The organism is Pseudomonas sp. SDT291_1_S447, from assembly GCF_054070155.1.
Genome location: NZ_JBSVXS010000020.1, coordinates 1 through 15,869 on the forward strand (window position 1 = coordinate 1; position 15,869 = coordinate 15,869).

The following is a 15,869-nucleotide window of genomic DNA, read 5'->3' on the forward strand; positions in this document are numbered from 1 at the left end:
GACACCCTCTACATCATGTACGGCTCCACGCCGCAGACCGAGACCGTTGACCTGAGTATCGGCAACCTGCTGAACGTCGAAAACGTCAAGTTACTGGGGCTCGGTCAATTCACGCTCACTGGCAACAACTTGAACAACACGCTGACTGGAAACATCAATGCCAACATCCTGGATGGAGGCTTCGGTGCCGATACCCTGACCGGTGGTGGCGGTGCCGATATCTTCAAGTTCGGCGCCGTAAACGAAATGGGGATCGGGGCCAACCGTGATGTCATCACTGACTTCAGCAGCCTCCAGGGCGATAAAATCGACCTGACCCACTTTGATGCCAACTTACTGACCGCCGGTTTCAATGGTTTCACATTCATCGATGGCAACGACTTTACTGCGGCCGGGCAAGTCCGCTTCTCCGACCACATTCTCTCCGGAAACGTCTCCGGAGGCCCTGGCGCTGACTTCGAAATTCAGTTGGTGGGTGTTAATAGTCTGAGTGCCAACGACCTGGTCGCCTGACACTCCATCACCACAGGATCTGCTTGCAGATCCTTACCTGAAAAAAAATGCCCCGAACCTTGGTCCGGGGCATTTTTTTCGGGTCAGTCTTATGACCGTCAGGTGAGCAGTCCTAGCCCCTTAGCCCGTGCGACCGCCTGTGTGCGCCGCTCGACGCCCAACTTGCTATTGATGTGACTTGCGTGGGTTTTCACCGTATGTAACGAGATGAACAGCTGTTCGCTGATTTCCTGGTTTGAACAGCCCAGTGCGATCAGGCGAAGCACCGCCAGCTCTCGACTGCTGAGTTGCTCGGCTGCTACCGGATCCGCAACCGAACGAGTGGCAGGTAGCGGAAGATGCACGAGCAACTGCTGGCTGACATCGCTCGAAGCGCTCAAGGCCAGTTGCCCGCGCAACCAATCTGCATGCTCTCTGAGCAAGGCATCGAACGGTTGCAGCACGCCACCGGCCGCCGCCTCCAGCGCCTGGTGCAACGCTTTACGCGCTTCGGGCTCACGGCCCCCCACCAACAGCAACGCCACCTTCTGCGTCAACGCCATCACACTGAGCAACTGTCGGCCGGTTTGCTGGCCGTTTTCATGCAATACGTTCAACCGCCCCTCGGCGAGCATGGGTTGCCCTTGAATCAGGTCCAGCAACGCCTGTTGCAGTTCAACATGCAAAGGCAGCTGTGGATGAAACTCCGGCGGCGCAGCGGCGCGCTCGCCCGTATAGGTCTGCCCCAATCGCGCCAGCCACGCCTCGGCCAGATCGGTGCGGCCCTGCGCCAGCCACAGCTCACATTTGACCAGCGTGATCATCGCCAGGTAGTAGATCGGCGGCACGTCCCAGATGTGCATCAGGCGTTCGGCTTCGGCGAGTTCGGCAAAGGCCTTGGCGAACTCGCCACTGCTGCCGTCCAGTCGAGCGATCACGCAGTGACCGATCAACACGCTGATATCGCGACAGGCGCGCGCCTCGCCGATTCCGGCCAACAAACGCACGCGTGCCGCCTGAGGCTGCAAGCGCATGGCCAACAGAAAACCTTCATACAACGTCAGCCTTGCGCGCACCGCATACAGGCGTTGTGGCGACAACCCGCGCAAGCGCTCCAGGCCCTGATGGACTTCATCGAGAGCACGCAGGATTTCGCCGCGAGCCTGCAACACCCGCGCACGATCGTAGTGCGCCAGCGCTTCGAACAGCGGATTGCCGACGCGCTGCGCCAACTCCAGCGACTCTCGGTTAAGGCCGCGGGCGCGCCACAGATCGCCGTCGGCAATGGCCAGATTGGACAAGGTCGATAAACACATCAGCCTCTGGCCATAGCGTTTGGCCGGCAGGCTTTCCAACGCTTCGCTGCAATACCTGAGGGTCAACTCACGATGGCCGCGGCCACGGGCAATGATCCCGCTCAACGCCAGCCATTGCGCCAGCATCGACTTTTGCGCCGTGGCCGATGGCGCCGGCAGGAAACGGCTCAGATGGCTGGACAACTCTTCGGCAGCATCGAGCTGACACGCCAGCCCCAACGCCCAACTATAGAGAACGATCAACCGCGGCGTGCTGATCAGCAGACTGTCGGGCAAGTCCATTTTCCAGCGCAGCAGCATGCCGACGTTCTGCTCGGCCAGCAGTTGTTCTTCGGAAAGGTTCTGCACCAGATTCGCCGCCACATCGAGATGGCCGGCTCGCAACGCCTGTTCGACCGCCTCATCCAGCAGCCCCTGCGCGTTGAACCAGCGACAGGCGCGCAGGTGCAACGTGGCAGTCGGCACCATCGCTTGCGCAATCGGCCGGCTGCGCAGCAGATCCGAGAACAGATGGTGATAGCGATACCAGTGGCCGTGCTCGTCCAGCGGCACCAGAAACACCTGATGCGCCAGCAGGAAACGCAGAATTTCGGCACTGTCGTGAGCTTCACGGACGGCATCGCACAGTTCGCTGCAAAAACGCTCTTGTGGTGCGGTGTCGTAGAGAAAGGCCTGCACTTCGGCGGGCAGGCAATCGATGACTTCTTCCAGCAGATAATCGCGGATCAGCCCTTCCCCGCCGTTCAGCGCTTGTGGCAGCGCCGCATCGCTGCCCGCTTCGGACACCGCCAGCAACCAGAAACGCAAACCGGCGACCCAGCCTTCGCTGCGCTGGATCAGGTTTTCCAGTGCCTCACCGCGCAGGGAACTGCTGTGACGATCAAGCAAGGTCAGCGCTTCGTCGTGGGTCAGGCGCAGATCCTGCTCATGCAGCTCCAGCAACTGCCGGGACAGGCGCAAACGTGCCAGATGCCAGTCCGGGCGCTGGCGACTGGTCACCATCACCAGCAAGCCATCGGGCAGATGATTGAGGAAAAACTGCAGACAGCGGTCGAGTACCGGACCTTGGGCAAGATGATAGTCGTCGAGCACCAGCAGCAACGGCTTGGCGGGATCGAGGTGCAGGGTCAACTCATCGAGCAAGCCGTCGAGCCATTCTTCGAAGGCAAATGGCTGATGGCGTTGGCGCATTTTCAGCAGGCCGAGTGCGCGACTGCCCAGTTGCGGAAAGTAGTCCTGCAAGCCTTCAAGCAAACGTTCAAGAAAGCGTCCGGGGTCGCTGTCACGAGGGCTCAGCCCCAGCCAGAGGCTTTGCCAGTGCGCCGGCAGACTCTGACAGAACTCCACTGCCAGCGAGCTCTTGCCGAACCCCGCGGGAGCACTGACCAGCAACAGGCGCCCAGCGAGCCCGGCCTGCAGGCGCTCGCAAAGGCGTGGTCGCAAGACATAGCCGTCAGGCAACGGCGGGCGAAAAAAACGCCCGTCCAGTGCCGCGACGGCAACGCTTGCGGGACCCGGAAGTGGGGACAGATCGGTCATGGCCGGCTCTTGTTCGAATTGCTGTTGGCGGCATTGCAGATGTCCGCAGACTAGCCTTAAACGAACCGGTTATGAAGGTTGCTGCTACAAATGGCTACAAAAAGGCTACAGGCAAAAAAACGCCCCGAACCAGTCGGGGCGTTTTCACGAGGATGCGGCCTCGGGTTACAGCGGGTTAGCGAACGCCATCCTGACGCAGTGCGGCCGGGGTGAAATCGCTGGTGGTGGCAGTGAAGCCGAAGTCATACGCACTCTTCTCTTCGTTCTTCATGCCCAGTGCCAGATAGCGGCCGGACTGCAGGTCGTAGAGGGTTTCCAGGGCATACCACGGCACTTGCTTGTCGTAGTAGTTCTCGGCATGCGCCTCGGCCACACGCCACAGTTGGCCACGACCGTCGTAATGGTCGATCACGGCTGCCTGCCAGGTGTCTTCGTCGATATAGAAGTCACGCTTGGCGTAGATGTGACGCTGGCCTTCCTTCAGGGTGGCAACCACGTGCCAGACGCGACGCAGCTCGTAACGCGCCAGGTCCTGGTTGATGTGGCCGGCCTTGATGATGTCGGCGTACTTCAGTTTCGGGTCGTCGAGCTTGTAGCTGTCGGAGGCGATGTACATCTCTTTCTTGCCTTCGAGCTTCCAGTCGTAGCGATCCGGTGCACCGTTGAACATGTCGAGGTTGTCGGAGGTACGCAGGCCATCCGCCGCAGTACCCGGGCCGTCGTAGGACACTTGTGGTGCCCGACGCACACGACGCTGGCCGGCGTTGTAGACCCACGCCGAACGTGGCTCTTTTACCTGGTCAAGGGTTTCGTGCACCAGCAGCACACCGCCGGCCAGACGCGCCGGCGCGGTCACTTTCTGCTTGAAGTAGAACAGGATGTTGCCCGGGTTCGCCGGATCGTAGTCCTTCATCTTGTCGCGGAACACGAACTGATCCTGGAAGTACACCAGGCTATACGAGCCGTTCGGTTGCGGCGTGGCCTGGGTCACCAGACGGGTCACGCTGCCACCGCGGTAGCGGGTGATGTGGTTCCAGATCACTTCCACACCGGTTTTAGGAATCGGGAATGGTACGGCGGTGTCGAAGTTTTCCAGACCGTTGCCGCCAGACACCAGGTTGGTGGTGGTGGCATTTTTCTTGATGGCGGCGAACACGTCATCCGGCACGGTCGCGCCGCGATGGGATGGGTAGACCGGCATCTTGAAGGTTTCCGGGTAACGCTTGAACATCGCGTACTGACCCGGCGCCAGCTTGTCCTTGTACTTGTCGACGTCTTTCGCAGTGATGGTGAACAGCGGTTGCTCACTGGCGTATGGATTGGACAGGAAACCCTTGCTGTCGACCGAGCCGGCATTCTTCGGCAACGGCTTCCACGCCGGGATCGAACCGTCGGCGTTACCGGCCATTTCGGCGCCCATCGGCGTCAGGCTCTTGCCCAGTTTGTCGGCTTCGGCAGCAGGCACCGCGGCCATGACGCCGGTCGCCAGCAGCGACAGGCCCAGAACACCGGCGTGGAACAGACTCTTTGTTATTTTCATAAATTCGTTCGTCCTGAATGCAGTGCTTAGAAGTTCACGCCGAAGCTGAGCGCAACGAAGTCGCGGTCATCCACAGTGGTGTACTTGCCGTCAAAGAAGTTGGTGTAAGCCAGGCTCGCGGTGTAGGTGTTCTGGTACTCGGCATCAACACCCAGGCTGACCGCTTTGCGACCTTCCTCGAAGTTGCCGCCAGGGCCTGGCGAGTAACCGCTGACGTCGTGGGACCAGGCCACGTTCGGCTTGAGGTTCACACCGGCGAAGACGTCGTTGTATTCCCAGATGGCGCGACCGCGATAGCCCCACGACATCGAAGTGGTGAAGCCATCGTTGTCGCAATTGCGGCTGCGGTTGTTCTGCGGCGAACCCGGCCCTGCACCGTTGATGGTGCTGGCGTTGAGAATGTTGGCGCAGGTATTCACACCGCCAGTGGCTGGCAACTCGCCCGGGCCATACACCGGATCGCGGCCATAACGCTTGTCGGAACGGCTTTCCAGCCCACCGACGTAGGTCGCACCGACTTCGCCGACGAGGGTCAGACGGCTGGCGCCCATGACCTGATCGAAGAAGTGCGTGAACGTTGTCTGGATCTGGGTGATTTCCTTGCGCTCGTAACCGTGCAGATCCTGGCCCGGCACACCATTGAGTATCGAAGCGTTGGTCAGTGCGCCGCCGATCGGACGCACACCGGCGAACAGGATGTCGGTGGAGTTCAGTTGTACCGGCGCGTTCGGACGGTAGCTGATCTCACCGCTCCACGCCGTACCGGTAGGCAGGGTGGTGGAGAAGCTCAGACCGTAGAGGCGAATGTCTTCAGGGTACTCGATGAAGTAATTCGAGTTACCCGCGACCAGCAGTGGTGCAAGTGCCGCAAACGGCCCCGGCAGCGCGCGCGCGGTGTTGTAGACCGATTGCGGAGCACCGGTGGCGCTGAAGATCGGCGCTCGGCTGTGGTAGTTCATGAAATAGGCGCCGAACTCGGTATCGAGCGGCTCGTACATGTACTTGAAGGAGGCGCCCCACTGACCGCTGTCGCGGGCATCGCGGTCCGGACCACGGCGCACCAGAACGCCTTCTTCGTTGACGTTGACACCGTTGGCGGCCAATGGCCCCAGGGCGATGGCCGGGATTTGCGAACGCTTGTTCAGCACGCGCAGGTTGTCGTTGCAACCGTCGGCCACGATGTCTGGCTGCGAGAAGAACGTGCCGCAGTTGTCGACGACGGTCTGGTCCCATTCCAGTTGATAGAACGCTTCGGCCGAAAGGTTTTCGGTCAGGCTCTGGGACACGTAGAACATGTTGACCGGGATCAGGCCTTCCTTGATCTCGGCACCGGGACGACGGAACGCGGAAACGTCGATCGGGTTGATCGAGTTGATGCCGCCGCCGATGAAGGTACTTTCCCCCCAGCTCACCACCTGCTTGCCCAGACGCACGGAACCCGGCTGATCGGCGATCGCGTAGTTGTGGTAGACGAAGGCGTCGAGGATCTGCCCGCCGGACGACTTGGCGCCCTCTTTGCGACCCGAATCGCTGATGTCCTTGAACTGGCGGCTTTCGTCCTTGAGTTCGAAGTCGTACCAGTATTTGCCACGGACGAACACGCCGGTGTCGCCGTATTTCAGTTCAAGGTCATGGATGCCCTTGAAGATCTTCGAAAAGGTTTCGCCGCTCTTGAAGTTGGCGTGGCCATCGTCAGAAGTCTGCGACAGACCATGGCCGCCGTTGTTGACGCCGATGAGGTTCTTGTTCGGGCTCTGGGTAGACCAACTGGCACCGATCGACAGGGACGAGTCGAACTGGCCTTCGATTTCACCGACGTTGAAACTGACGCCGAATGCGGGCCCGGCGAGCGAAGAGGCAAGACTGACTGCCAGAGGCAGTTTCGCCCGGCGCCAGAACTGGTTTACTGAGGTCATCGACGCTACTCCATGTGCATTATTGTTATGGCAGTGAGTACTTTTAAAAACGTCCGAAGGACCGGGTGCCAGAGACAGCCCGAAGTCACTCCAAAGATGCATCGCCCCGATTTGTGCGTGTGCCCCGTTCTTAAAAATCCTTGAGCGGACTATAGCCAGCAGGTGGTACTGCTTGATCCCTCTAAAGTGTGATTTGCAGCTGCCGGCCACTCTGGAACAGTCCTTTCGCCAGTCCGACGCATGTCGGCACGGCAAGGATGGCTGATTTTTTCGATTTCACAAGCCAAGCGCTTGCTTGGTGGGTCTGGCGCGCCGGTTTCGGCGCGCCAGCAGACACTCAAAGTGTCGAGAGGAAGGTGCTGTTGTTGGCCTGCCATTCGGTGATGTCGAGGCGGATACGCTTCTTGTCGAGCTTGCCGACACTGGTCTTGGGAATTTCGGTAACAAGGGCGATCTGACTCGGAATCGCCCACTTGCTCAGGTGGCCCAATTCCACGAACGGCTTGAGGTGTTCCTTGAGCTCGCGCGCCCCGATCACGTGCCCTTCGCGGATCACCAGCAAGGCAAACGGACGCTCGCCCCACTGCGGATCGGCGATGCCCACCACTGCTACTTCGCGTACCGCGACGTGACGGCTGATCAGGTCTTCGAGGTCCAGCGAGGAGATCCACTCGCCGCCGGTCTTGATCACATCCTTGATGCGGTCGCGGATGTCGATCACGCCCATGCTGTCGAGCGTGGCGACGTCGCCGGTGTGCAGCCAGCCGCCGGCCCAGAGCTCGGCGCCCTTCTGCGGTTCGTTGAAATAGCCCTCGGTGAGCCATGGCGCACGCAGCACCAGTTCGCCCTGGGTCTCACCGTCGGCCGGGAGGAAATTGCCGTCGCCGTCGACGATTGCCGCTTCCACCAGCGGCCCCGGCACACCGGCCTTGATCCGGTAGGTGGTGCGTTCGTCTTCGCTGCCGGCCATCAACTCGTCATTGAGGTGCGCACAGGACACCAACGGCCCGGTTTCCGACATGCCATACGCGGCGGTCAACTGAATGCCGCGCGCCTTCGCGGTTTCGTACAGCGTGCGATTGAGCGCGCTGCCGCCAATGACAATTTTCCAGCCGCCGAAATCGATGCCTTGTGCGCCTTTGGCGTTGAGCAGCATTTGCAGGATGGTCGGCACGCAGTGGGAGAAAGTGACCTTCTCTTTGCGCCACAGCTCCACCAGAAACTCGGGATCGTAACGTCCCGGATAAACCTGTTTCAGGCCCAACATGGTCGCCACGTATGGCAGACCCCAAGCGTGAACGTGGAACATCGGCGTGATCGGCATGTACACATCGTTGGTGCCAAGCAGGCGCACGCTGTCGATGGAGCCCATGATCGTCGACACGCCCATGGTGTGCAGCACCAGTTGCCGATGGGTGAAATACACGCCTTTCGGGTTGCCGGTGGTGCCGGTGGTGTAAAACGTGGTGGCGACCGAGTTTTCGTCGAAGTCCTGGAAGTCGTACTGCGGACTTGCAGCGGCCAGCAGTTGCTCGTACTCGCCAACCAGATTCGGCAAATCGGCGGTTTTTTCCGGCAGATCAGTCAGCAGCAGGGTTTTCTCGACCGTGGTCAGGTGCGGTGCGATCGCTTGATACAGCCCGACGAACTCGCTGTTGACCAGCACAAAGCGGTCCTCGGCGTGGTTCATGGTGTAGAGGATCTGTTCCGGCGACAGGCGCACGTTGATCGTGTGGATCACCGCGCCGATCATCGGAATCGCAAACATGCATTCCAGGTAACGGTGGCTGTCCCAGTCCATCACCGCCACCGTGTCACCGGCCTTCACACCGGCCGCCGTCAGCACGTTGGCCAGCCGCGCCACGCGCTCGATCAGGGTCGGGTAGCTATAGCGAATCTGGTCGCGGTAAATGATCTCGCGGGTTTTCTCGTAACGGGCGCCGGACATCAGCAGCCGCTTGATCAGCAATGGATACTGGTAGGCCCCATCGGCCGGGGGAATGACGCGAGTCTGCAACATAAGAATCCCTTTTCTGACTGCACGGTGTTGGCGTAGAGATCGGTACTCTAGAACCCTTATACGCCAGCCAAATCAGCCAAAGGAATGATTTGCAAAGCCGTACAAATGCTAGCTTTGCGCCAGCATTTGCCGGTTTTCGTCTCAGATCAGGCCGTTTGCCCTACAGCCTCCTCGGAAGGCGTCCGTGGGAATACGACTGCTGCAAGGAAGGTCAAAGCGCCGAAACCCGCGAGAATCAAGTACAGGCCTACAAAGCCATGGCGCGGTTCGACATAGGAAATCAGCGGAATCGCCGTCGCACTGGCGCCAAACGATAAACAATAACGCAGCGCGAAGACGCGCGATTGCCATTGCGGGGCAACGAAGTTGGCGACCATCGCATCGTTCACGGTGACCTGACCAAACACCACGAACATGAACGCTGCGCCGAGGGCGATCACCGCCCAGCCGTCGGCATAGGCCAGCGCAAACAACAGCGGTGCCTGGCACAGCGTCAGGACAATGAACGGCCATTTCAGGCTGAGTCGATGCAACACCCGACCAATACTCAACTGCGCGACCGCGCCAAAGGCATACGCCAGACTGACCACCACGCCGAGGGTTTGCGGCGAAGCGAACAGCTCATGCAAACGTTCCTGAAACAACTTCGGATAGGTCATGGTGGTGGCGTTGAACACCACGCCGCCGGTGGCCGTGGCCAACGCCAGCACGCCGAAAACCATCACCATCGAGATGCGCTGACCGGCCGCCCCCTTGAGTGGCGTGTGCGCACGCTTCGGAATCGGTTCTTCGCGCACCTGCAAGGCGAAGCCAAAACCCAGCACAATCGCCACCGCACCCGGTAACAGAAACGCCGAGCGCCAGCCGAATTGCGCCACCAGCAAGCCTGTGATCAGCGCCGAAAACGCCACGCCCAGATTGCCCCACATGCCGTTGATGCCGATTTCACGACCACGGTTCTGTGCGTAAGCAACCAGCATTGCCGTGCCCACCGGGTGATAAATCGCCGCGAAAATACCGATCAGGGTCAGGCCGATCACCAGCATGCTCGGGCTGCTGCTCAGCCCAGTGAAGATCGCCGAGGCACCGATACCGAAGAAAAACACCAGCATCATCTGCCGCCGACTCCAGTGATCGCCGAGCCAACCGGCGGGTAGCGAACAGGCGCCGAAGGCAATGAAACCGCCCAGTGACAAGCCGATCAGCGTGGCGTAGTCGAGGCCGAACGCTTGAGTCATGCCGAGCACGGCGGCGGGAAAAATCAGCATGAACATGTGATCGATCACATGCGCGGCGTTGATGTAGCGAATGACATTACGGGATTGATTCATGGCGGCACGCTTTACGTTGTTGTGTGCCGTTTATGCTAGGTTGGCCGCAAAGCGCATTCCTGCCAAGCAAGTCATCAAATCAGACATGTTGATTAGCCATTTCGAACACGGTCCGGTGAGTGCCTACCCCCGGGATTATCTGGACGGCGCGCACCAACCGCTCCATCTGCATCGCGAGGCGCAGCTGCTGTATGCCGTCAGCGGGATCATGCGGGTGGTCACGGCATCCGGCGCGTGGGTGATCCCGCCAAGCCGTGCGGTGTGGATTCCACCTGAGGTGGCGCACGAGATTTTCATGAGTGGCGATGTGCAGATGCGCTCGCTGTTCATCGCACCTGAGCTGTCGCCCGCCAGCCTGCAACAGTGCTGCGTATTGGCCGTGACGCCGCTGCTGCGCGAGCTGATCCTGCGCGCGGTGCAAGGGCCGCCGCACGCCGACAACCCGCTGATTCAGCAGTTGATGCTCGAAGAGCTCGCCAGTCTGGAAAACCTGCCGCTGCACATTCCGATGCCCAGCGACCGGCGCCTGCAAAACATCTGTCTGGCACTGCTGCACACCCCGGATCATGCCAATACCCTGGAAGACTGGGCGCAACAGGTCGGTGCCAGCTCACGGACGTTGGCGCGACTGTTTCAGCAACAATTGCAGATGAGTTTCAACGCCTGGCGCCAGCAACTGCGCCTGATGGAAGCCCTGCCGCGCTTGCTCGCCGGGGACAGCGTGCAGCGTGTGGCGCATGATCTGGGTTACGGCAGCGCGCGGGCGTTCAGCGCGATGTTTCGCCGTTTGCTCGGGGAAAATCCCCGTGATTACCTGAACAACCTGAGCAAGCTCAGCCAACTCGTGTAGGAGCTGTCGAGTGCAACGAGGCTGCGATCTTTTGACTTTGTTTTTTTAAGATCAAGATCAAAAGATCGCAGCCTTCGGCAGCTCCTACACAGTGGGATCAATGCATCTCGGTGAACGCGATTTTCACGCCGAGAGCGATCAGCACCGCGCCCATGGTGCGGTCGAACCAGTGGCCCATGCGGGCGAAACCGGCGCGTACACGTTGCTGGCTGAACAGCATCGCCACCAGGCAGAACCAGATGGCGGTCGCAACGGCCAGGTAAACCCCGTAACCCGCCTGCACCGCCAGTGGCGTGTGCGGGTTGATCACCACGGTAAACAGCGACAGGAAGAACAGCGTGGCTTTCGGGTTCAGACCGTTGGTCACGAAGCCCGAGGTGAACGCGCCGCGCGCCGTGCGTACGCCGGCCTCTTTGTGCAGATCATCGGCCACGACTTTCGCCGGTTGCGCGCGCAACGCCTTGAAGCCGATGTACAGCAAGTAAGCGGCGGCCGCCCATTTCAAGGCGTTGAACAGCACGATCGACTGCGACACGATCAGGCCGATACCCAGCAATGAATACCCAACGTGCAGGAAAATCGCCGTGCCCACGCCCAGCGCGGTCCAGGTGCCGGCGCGACGCCCGTGGGTCACGCTCTCGCGCACCACCACGGCAAAGTCCGGGCCGGGGCTGGCGACGGCCAGCAAATGGATCAGTGCAACGGTCAAGAACTCGGTCCAGTACATGGGGGCTCCTCTGGAGTTGATCGGTCAAATCGGACTCATGGCGCAGATGCTTTCCCTGTGGGAGCGAGCTTGCTCGCGAAGGCGGTGTGTCAGACAACCACAATTCGCTTGATCCGCCCTCTTCGCGAGCAAGCTCGCTCCCACAGGACTTGTGAGTACCTCTGGCACTGAGTAACCAATTGTTTCATCTGGTAGGCTCGGCAGATTACGCCCAACGCTCACAGCACAAAAGGTACAGTTGATGACGAACACGCGCCGCGCGGTATTCCTTGATCACCCTTCGCTGGATCTCGGCGACCTCGACCTCAGTCCGTTGCGCGAGTGTTTCAGCGATCTGCAGCTGTTCGCCCAAACGTTGCCCGGGCAAGTCGCCGAACGCCTGCAAGGGGCGACGGTGGCGATCACTAACAAGATCCTGATCGACACCGCCGCCATGGCCGCCAACCCCGATCTGAAACTGATCCTGATCACCGCCACCGGCACCAACAATGTCGACCTCGCCGCCGCCCGCGCGCAGGGCATCACCGTGTGCAACTGTCAGGGTTACGGCACGCCGTCGGTGGCGCAACACACGATCATGCTGTTGCTCAACCTTGCCACGCGTCTGGCCGATTACCAGAAAGCCGTCGGCGAAGGTCGTTGGCAGCAGGCCAAACAGTTCTGCCTGCTCGACTACCCGATTGTCGAACTGGAAGGCAAAACCCTCGGCCTGCTCGGTCATGGCGAACTCGGCGGCGCCGTGGCGCGACTGGCCGAAGCGTTCGGCATGCGTGTGTTGCTCGGGCAGATTCCCGGGCGCCCTGCTCGCCCGGATCGTTTGCCGCTGGATCAACTGCTGCCGCAAATCGACGCCCTCACCCTGCATTGCCCGCTCAATGAACACACTCGCCATTTCATCGGTGCTCGCGAGCTGGCGTCGATGAAACCCGGTGCGTTCGTGGTCAACACCGCCCGTGGCGGTCTGATCGATGAGCAGGCGCTGGCCGATGCCTTGCGCAACGGCCACCTCGGTGGCGCCGCAACGGATGTGTTGAGCGTCGAGCCGCCGACCCAGGGCAATCCGTTGCTCGCGGCGGACATCCCACGCCTGATCGTTACGCCACACAACGCCTGGGGCAGCCGCGAGGCACGCCAACGCATCGTCGGCCAATTGACCGAAAACGCTCAGGCGTTCTTCAGCGGTAAGGCGCTGCGGGTCGTCAGTTGATAAACTGCGGCACTTTTTTTTGAGGAGCAGTTATGGATCCGCGCAGTGAAGTACTGCTTCGTCAGCCCGAGTTGTTTCAAGGTTCGTTGTTGTTGGCCGGTTTGCCCTCCGACGATTTGCTCGGGCGCCTGCCCAACGCATTCGGCTGGTGCTGGCATGCCGGCGATCAAGCCGCGCTGGACGCGCGCTTCGAAGGTCGCAGCCATTTCGGCGTGAATGTCCCGGAGCGCGAGTTCGACAGCGCCGTGGTGTTCTTGCCCAAGTCCAAGGATCTGACCGATTACATCCTCAACGCGGTGGCTTCGCGTCTGGCCGGCCGGGAAGTGTTTCTGGTCGGAGAAAAACGCAGCGGCATCGAAGGCGCATCCAAGCAGCTCAACCCGTTCGGCAAGCCACGCAAGCTCGACAGCGCGCGGCACTGCCAGTTGTGGCAAGTGACTGTGGCCAATGCCCCGGAAGCGAAATCATTGGAAAGCCTGGCGCAGACCTATGAATTGCCACTGGCTGAAGGCCCGCTGAAAGTCATCAGCCTGCCGGGCGTGTTCAGCCACGGTCGCCTGGATCGCGGCAGCGCCCTGCTGCTGGAGCATCTGGACAAACTGCCGAGCGGCCATCTGCTCGACTTCGGTTGCGGCGCAGGCGTGTTGGGCGCGGCGGTAAAACGTCGCTATCCGCACAATCAGGTCACGCTGCTCGATGTCGATGCGTTCGCCGCCGCCAGCAGCCGTCTGACGCTGGCGGCCAACGGTCTGGAAGCTGAAGTGCTGACTGGTGACGGTATCGATGCTGCACCGATGGGTTTGAATGCAATTCTGAGCAATCCACCGTTCCACGTCGGCGTGCACACCGATTATTTCGCCACGGAGAACTTGCTGCGAAAAGCGGCGAAACATCTGAAAAATGGTGGCGAACTACGCTTGGTCGCGAACAGCTTCCTCAAGTATCAACCGCTGATCGAAGAGCATCTTGGCGTGTGTGCGATCAAGGCTGAAGGCAATGGTTTCCGGATTTACCGCGCCAAACGCGGCTGAAAATTTGTTCTTGCTCAATCGGATTTGCCTAGGCAGAATCCGCTCCGTCCTAGGGGAGTAGTCTCCCACGAGCGCCAAGCTCGTCCGGCATACGTCAACATACTTGATCCTCAGATCATGGCGTATGCGACCCAAGCGTCCGCAACAGACGGATCGCAGGGTTTGACAAGACCTATGACACGCACACCTTACCCGGGGCGGGAAGGCTGTACGTGTCATAGCCGTGTCGACCCGCCCCTTAGGAAATCCTGATGCTGGACTCGTTACTCGTTCCCACCGCAATCGTTGCCTTGGCCGAAATCGGCGACAAGACGCAACTGCTCGCGCTGATTCTCGCCGCTCGCTTCCGCAAACCCTGGCCGATCATTGCCGGGATTGTCGCCGCGACCCTGGCCAACCACGCAGCAGCCGGTGCGGTCGGCGCCTGGTTCGGCAGTTTCTTCTCGAATGCGACGCTGCACTGGATTCTCGCCGCAAGTTTTACGGCCACGGCGCTGTGGACGCTGGTTCCGGACAAAATGGATGACGATGAAACCAGCACCGCACGCAAGTTCGGGCCGTTCCTGACCACGCTGATTGCGTTCTTCCTGGCTGAAATGGGCGACAAGACTCAGGTCGCGACCGTGATGCTCGCGGCACAATACCCGGATCTGTGGCTGGTGATTATCGGTACCACGGCGGGCATGTTGATTGCCAACGTGCCGGTGGTGCTGGCAGGTAACTTCGCCGCAGACAAACTGCCACTGACCCTGATCCGTCGCCTCGCGGCCTCGGCATTCATGATTCTGGCGATCGTTGCGGTGTACAAGGCAATGCAGAGTAGTGGCTGGGTTTAACCCTGAGAGAAGGATCGTTCCCACGCTCCGCGTGGGAATGCAGCCGGGGACGCTCTGCGTCCCTTTTGGAACGCGGAGCGTCCCTTTAGGCATTCCCACGCAGAGCGTGGGAACGATCACCGACTCAGGATTTCGGAGCCTGTTCGTACAGCGGCATAACCTTCGGAATCGCCGCCTGCAACGAAGCAATTCGGCTGGTAGAAGCCGGGTGGGTGCTCATGAACTCCGGCGGCGAACCTTCCGACGCTTTGCTCATTTTGTTCCACAAGGTGATCGCGGCGTTCGGGTTGTAGCCCGCACGAGCGGCCAGTTCCAGACCGATCAGGTCGGCTTCGTTTTCGTTGGCACGGCTGTTCGGCAGGGTCATGCCGTAATTGGCCACGGTATCGGCCAGCGCCAGACTGTCCTGACCCAGACCGAGCAACGCACCCGCGCCCTGCTTGGCCATTTCGATCCCGTAGGCCTTGGACATCGCTTCACGACCGTGCTCGCGCAGGGCGTGGGCGATTTCATGCCCCATGACTGCGGCGATTTCATCGTCGGTGAGTTTCAGGCTGTCGATCAGCCCGGTATAGAAAATGATCTTGCCGCCAGGCCCGCAGTTGGCGTTTAGCTCGTCGCTCTTGATCAGATTGACCTCCCACTGCCATTGCGCCGCGTCCGGACGGAAGTTCGGCGCCTGGGCGATCAGGCGGTTGGCAATCGCCTGAACCCGCTTGGCCTCGGGGCTGGTCTTGTCCAGCACACCTTTGCTGGAGGCTTCGCCGACGGTTTTCTGATACGACTGGGCATACATCTGGTCGACCTCTTGCGAGGACAGCATGCTGAACATGTACTGCTTGCGCTCCACCCCCACGGCGCCGCCGCTGGTGGTGTTGACCGACTGACAACCGGCCAGCAACAGCGCTGCGCTCAGTGCACTTACAACCATTGTCTTGTTCATTCAAAAGCTCCCTGAAAACCTGTCGCGTATCGTAGGCGGGTAATTGTATCGGCGCCAGATACAACGGACGTGTTGCAGCGACTTTCAGACGTTTCCCACTTGGCCTGTCGTAAAAAATTCA

The 15,869-nt window shown here is 60.3% G+C and carries 11 protein-coding genes, 1 pseudogene and 1 riboswitch; of the genes and pseudogenes, 5 read left to right on the plus strand and 7 right to left on the minus strand.

Annotation, left to right across the window (positions count from 1 at the left end; translation table 11 throughout):
• A pseudogene (locus ACW9IR_RS09475) lies at positions 1 to 513 on the plus strand (M10 family metallopeptidase); the annotation flags it as partial.
• Positions 514 to 611: 98 nt separating this feature from the next.
• Here the strand turns inward: ACW9IR_RS09475 and ACW9IR_RS09480 are convergent.
• From ACW9IR_RS09480 to ACW9IR_RS09500, 5 genes are all read right to left on the minus strand, one after another.
• Complete coding sequence (locus tag ACW9IR_RS09480; protein WP_457462915.1) at positions 612 to 3,347, minus strand: LuxR C-terminal-related transcriptional regulator; 2,736 nt, start codon at positions 3,345 to 3,347, stop codon at positions 612 to 614.
• Between the two features lie 175 nt (positions 3,348 to 3,522).
• Positions 3,523 to 4,887, minus strand: coding sequence for a DUF1329 domain-containing protein (locus tag ACW9IR_RS09485; protein WP_007912796.1), 1,365 nt, complete (start codon positions 4,885 to 4,887; stop codon positions 3,523 to 3,525).
• A gap of 26 nt (positions 4,888 to 4,913) precedes the next feature.
• On the minus strand, positions 4,914 to 6,803 hold the full coding sequence (locus tag ACW9IR_RS09490; protein ID WP_095123022.1) for a DUF1302 domain-containing protein: 1,890 nt from the start codon (positions 6,801 to 6,803) through the stop codon (positions 4,914 to 4,916).
• Positions 6,804 to 7,140: 337 nt separating this feature from the next.
• Complete coding sequence (locus ACW9IR_RS09495) at positions 7,141 to 8,823, minus strand: fatty acid--CoA ligase (protein ID WP_457462917.1); 1,683 nt, start codon at positions 8,821 to 8,823, stop codon at positions 7,141 to 7,143.
• A gap of 146 nt (positions 8,824 to 8,969) precedes the next feature.
• Positions 8,970 to 10,154, minus strand: a complete 1,185-nt coding sequence (locus ACW9IR_RS09500) for an MFS transporter (RefSeq protein WP_095123019.1) — start codon at positions 10,152 to 10,154, stop codon at positions 8,970 to 8,972.
• 85 nt (positions 10,155 to 10,239) lie between these two features.
• Between ACW9IR_RS09500 and ACW9IR_RS09505 the strand changes: the two genes are divergently transcribed.
• On the plus strand, positions 10,240 to 11,004 hold the full coding sequence (locus ACW9IR_RS09505; RefSeq protein ID WP_102901158.1) for an AraC family transcriptional regulator: 765 nt from the start codon (positions 10,240 to 10,242) through the stop codon (positions 11,002 to 11,004).
• A 97-nt stretch (positions 11,005 to 11,101) separates the two neighbouring features.
• Here the strand turns inward: ACW9IR_RS09505 and ACW9IR_RS09510 are convergent, their stop codons facing one another.
• On the minus strand, positions 11,102 to 11,731 hold the full coding sequence (locus ACW9IR_RS09510) for a LysE family translocator (protein WP_047599209.1): 630 nt from the start codon (positions 11,729 to 11,731) through the stop codon (positions 11,102 to 11,104).
• A 241-nt stretch (positions 11,732 to 11,972) separates the two neighbouring features.
• Here ACW9IR_RS09510 and ACW9IR_RS09515 point away from each other — a divergent pair, with 241 nt between their 5' ends.
• The 3 genes from ACW9IR_RS09515 to ACW9IR_RS09525 all read left to right on the plus strand — a co-directional run bounded on the left by ACW9IR_RS09515 (position 11,973) and on the right by ACW9IR_RS09525 (position 14,805).
• A complete protein-coding gene (locus tag ACW9IR_RS09515; protein ID WP_457462920.1) occupies positions 11,973 to 12,938 on the plus strand; it encodes a 2-hydroxyacid dehydrogenase in 966 nt (321 codons plus the stop codon).
• 32 nt (positions 12,939 to 12,970) lie between these two features.
• The gene (locus ACW9IR_RS09520) at positions 12,971 to 13,969 is read left to right on the plus strand and encodes a class I SAM-dependent methyltransferase (protein WP_110721082.1); all 999 of its coding nucleotides are present in this window, start codon (positions 12,971 to 12,973) and stop codon (positions 13,967 to 13,969) included.
• Between the two features lie 39 nt (positions 13,970 to 14,008).
• Positions 14,009 to 14,133: riboswitch (yybP-ykoY riboswitch) on the plus strand.
• 87 nt (positions 14,134 to 14,220) lie between these two features.
• Positions 14,221 to 14,805: a TMEM165/GDT1 family protein gene (locus ACW9IR_RS09525; protein ID WP_007912813.1), complete on the plus strand. Its 585-nt coding sequence runs from the start codon at positions 14,221 to 14,223 to the stop codon at positions 14,803 to 14,805.
• A gap of 124 nt (positions 14,806 to 14,929) precedes the next feature.
• On the opposite strand, the gene ACW9IR_RS09530 is transcribed toward ACW9IR_RS09525, so the two are convergent.
• Entirely contained in the window at positions 14,930 to 15,748 is an 819-nt protein-coding gene (locus tag ACW9IR_RS09530; protein WP_122599128.1) for a M48 family metallopeptidase, read from the minus strand.
• Positions 15,749 to 15,869: the final 121 nt, after the last annotated feature.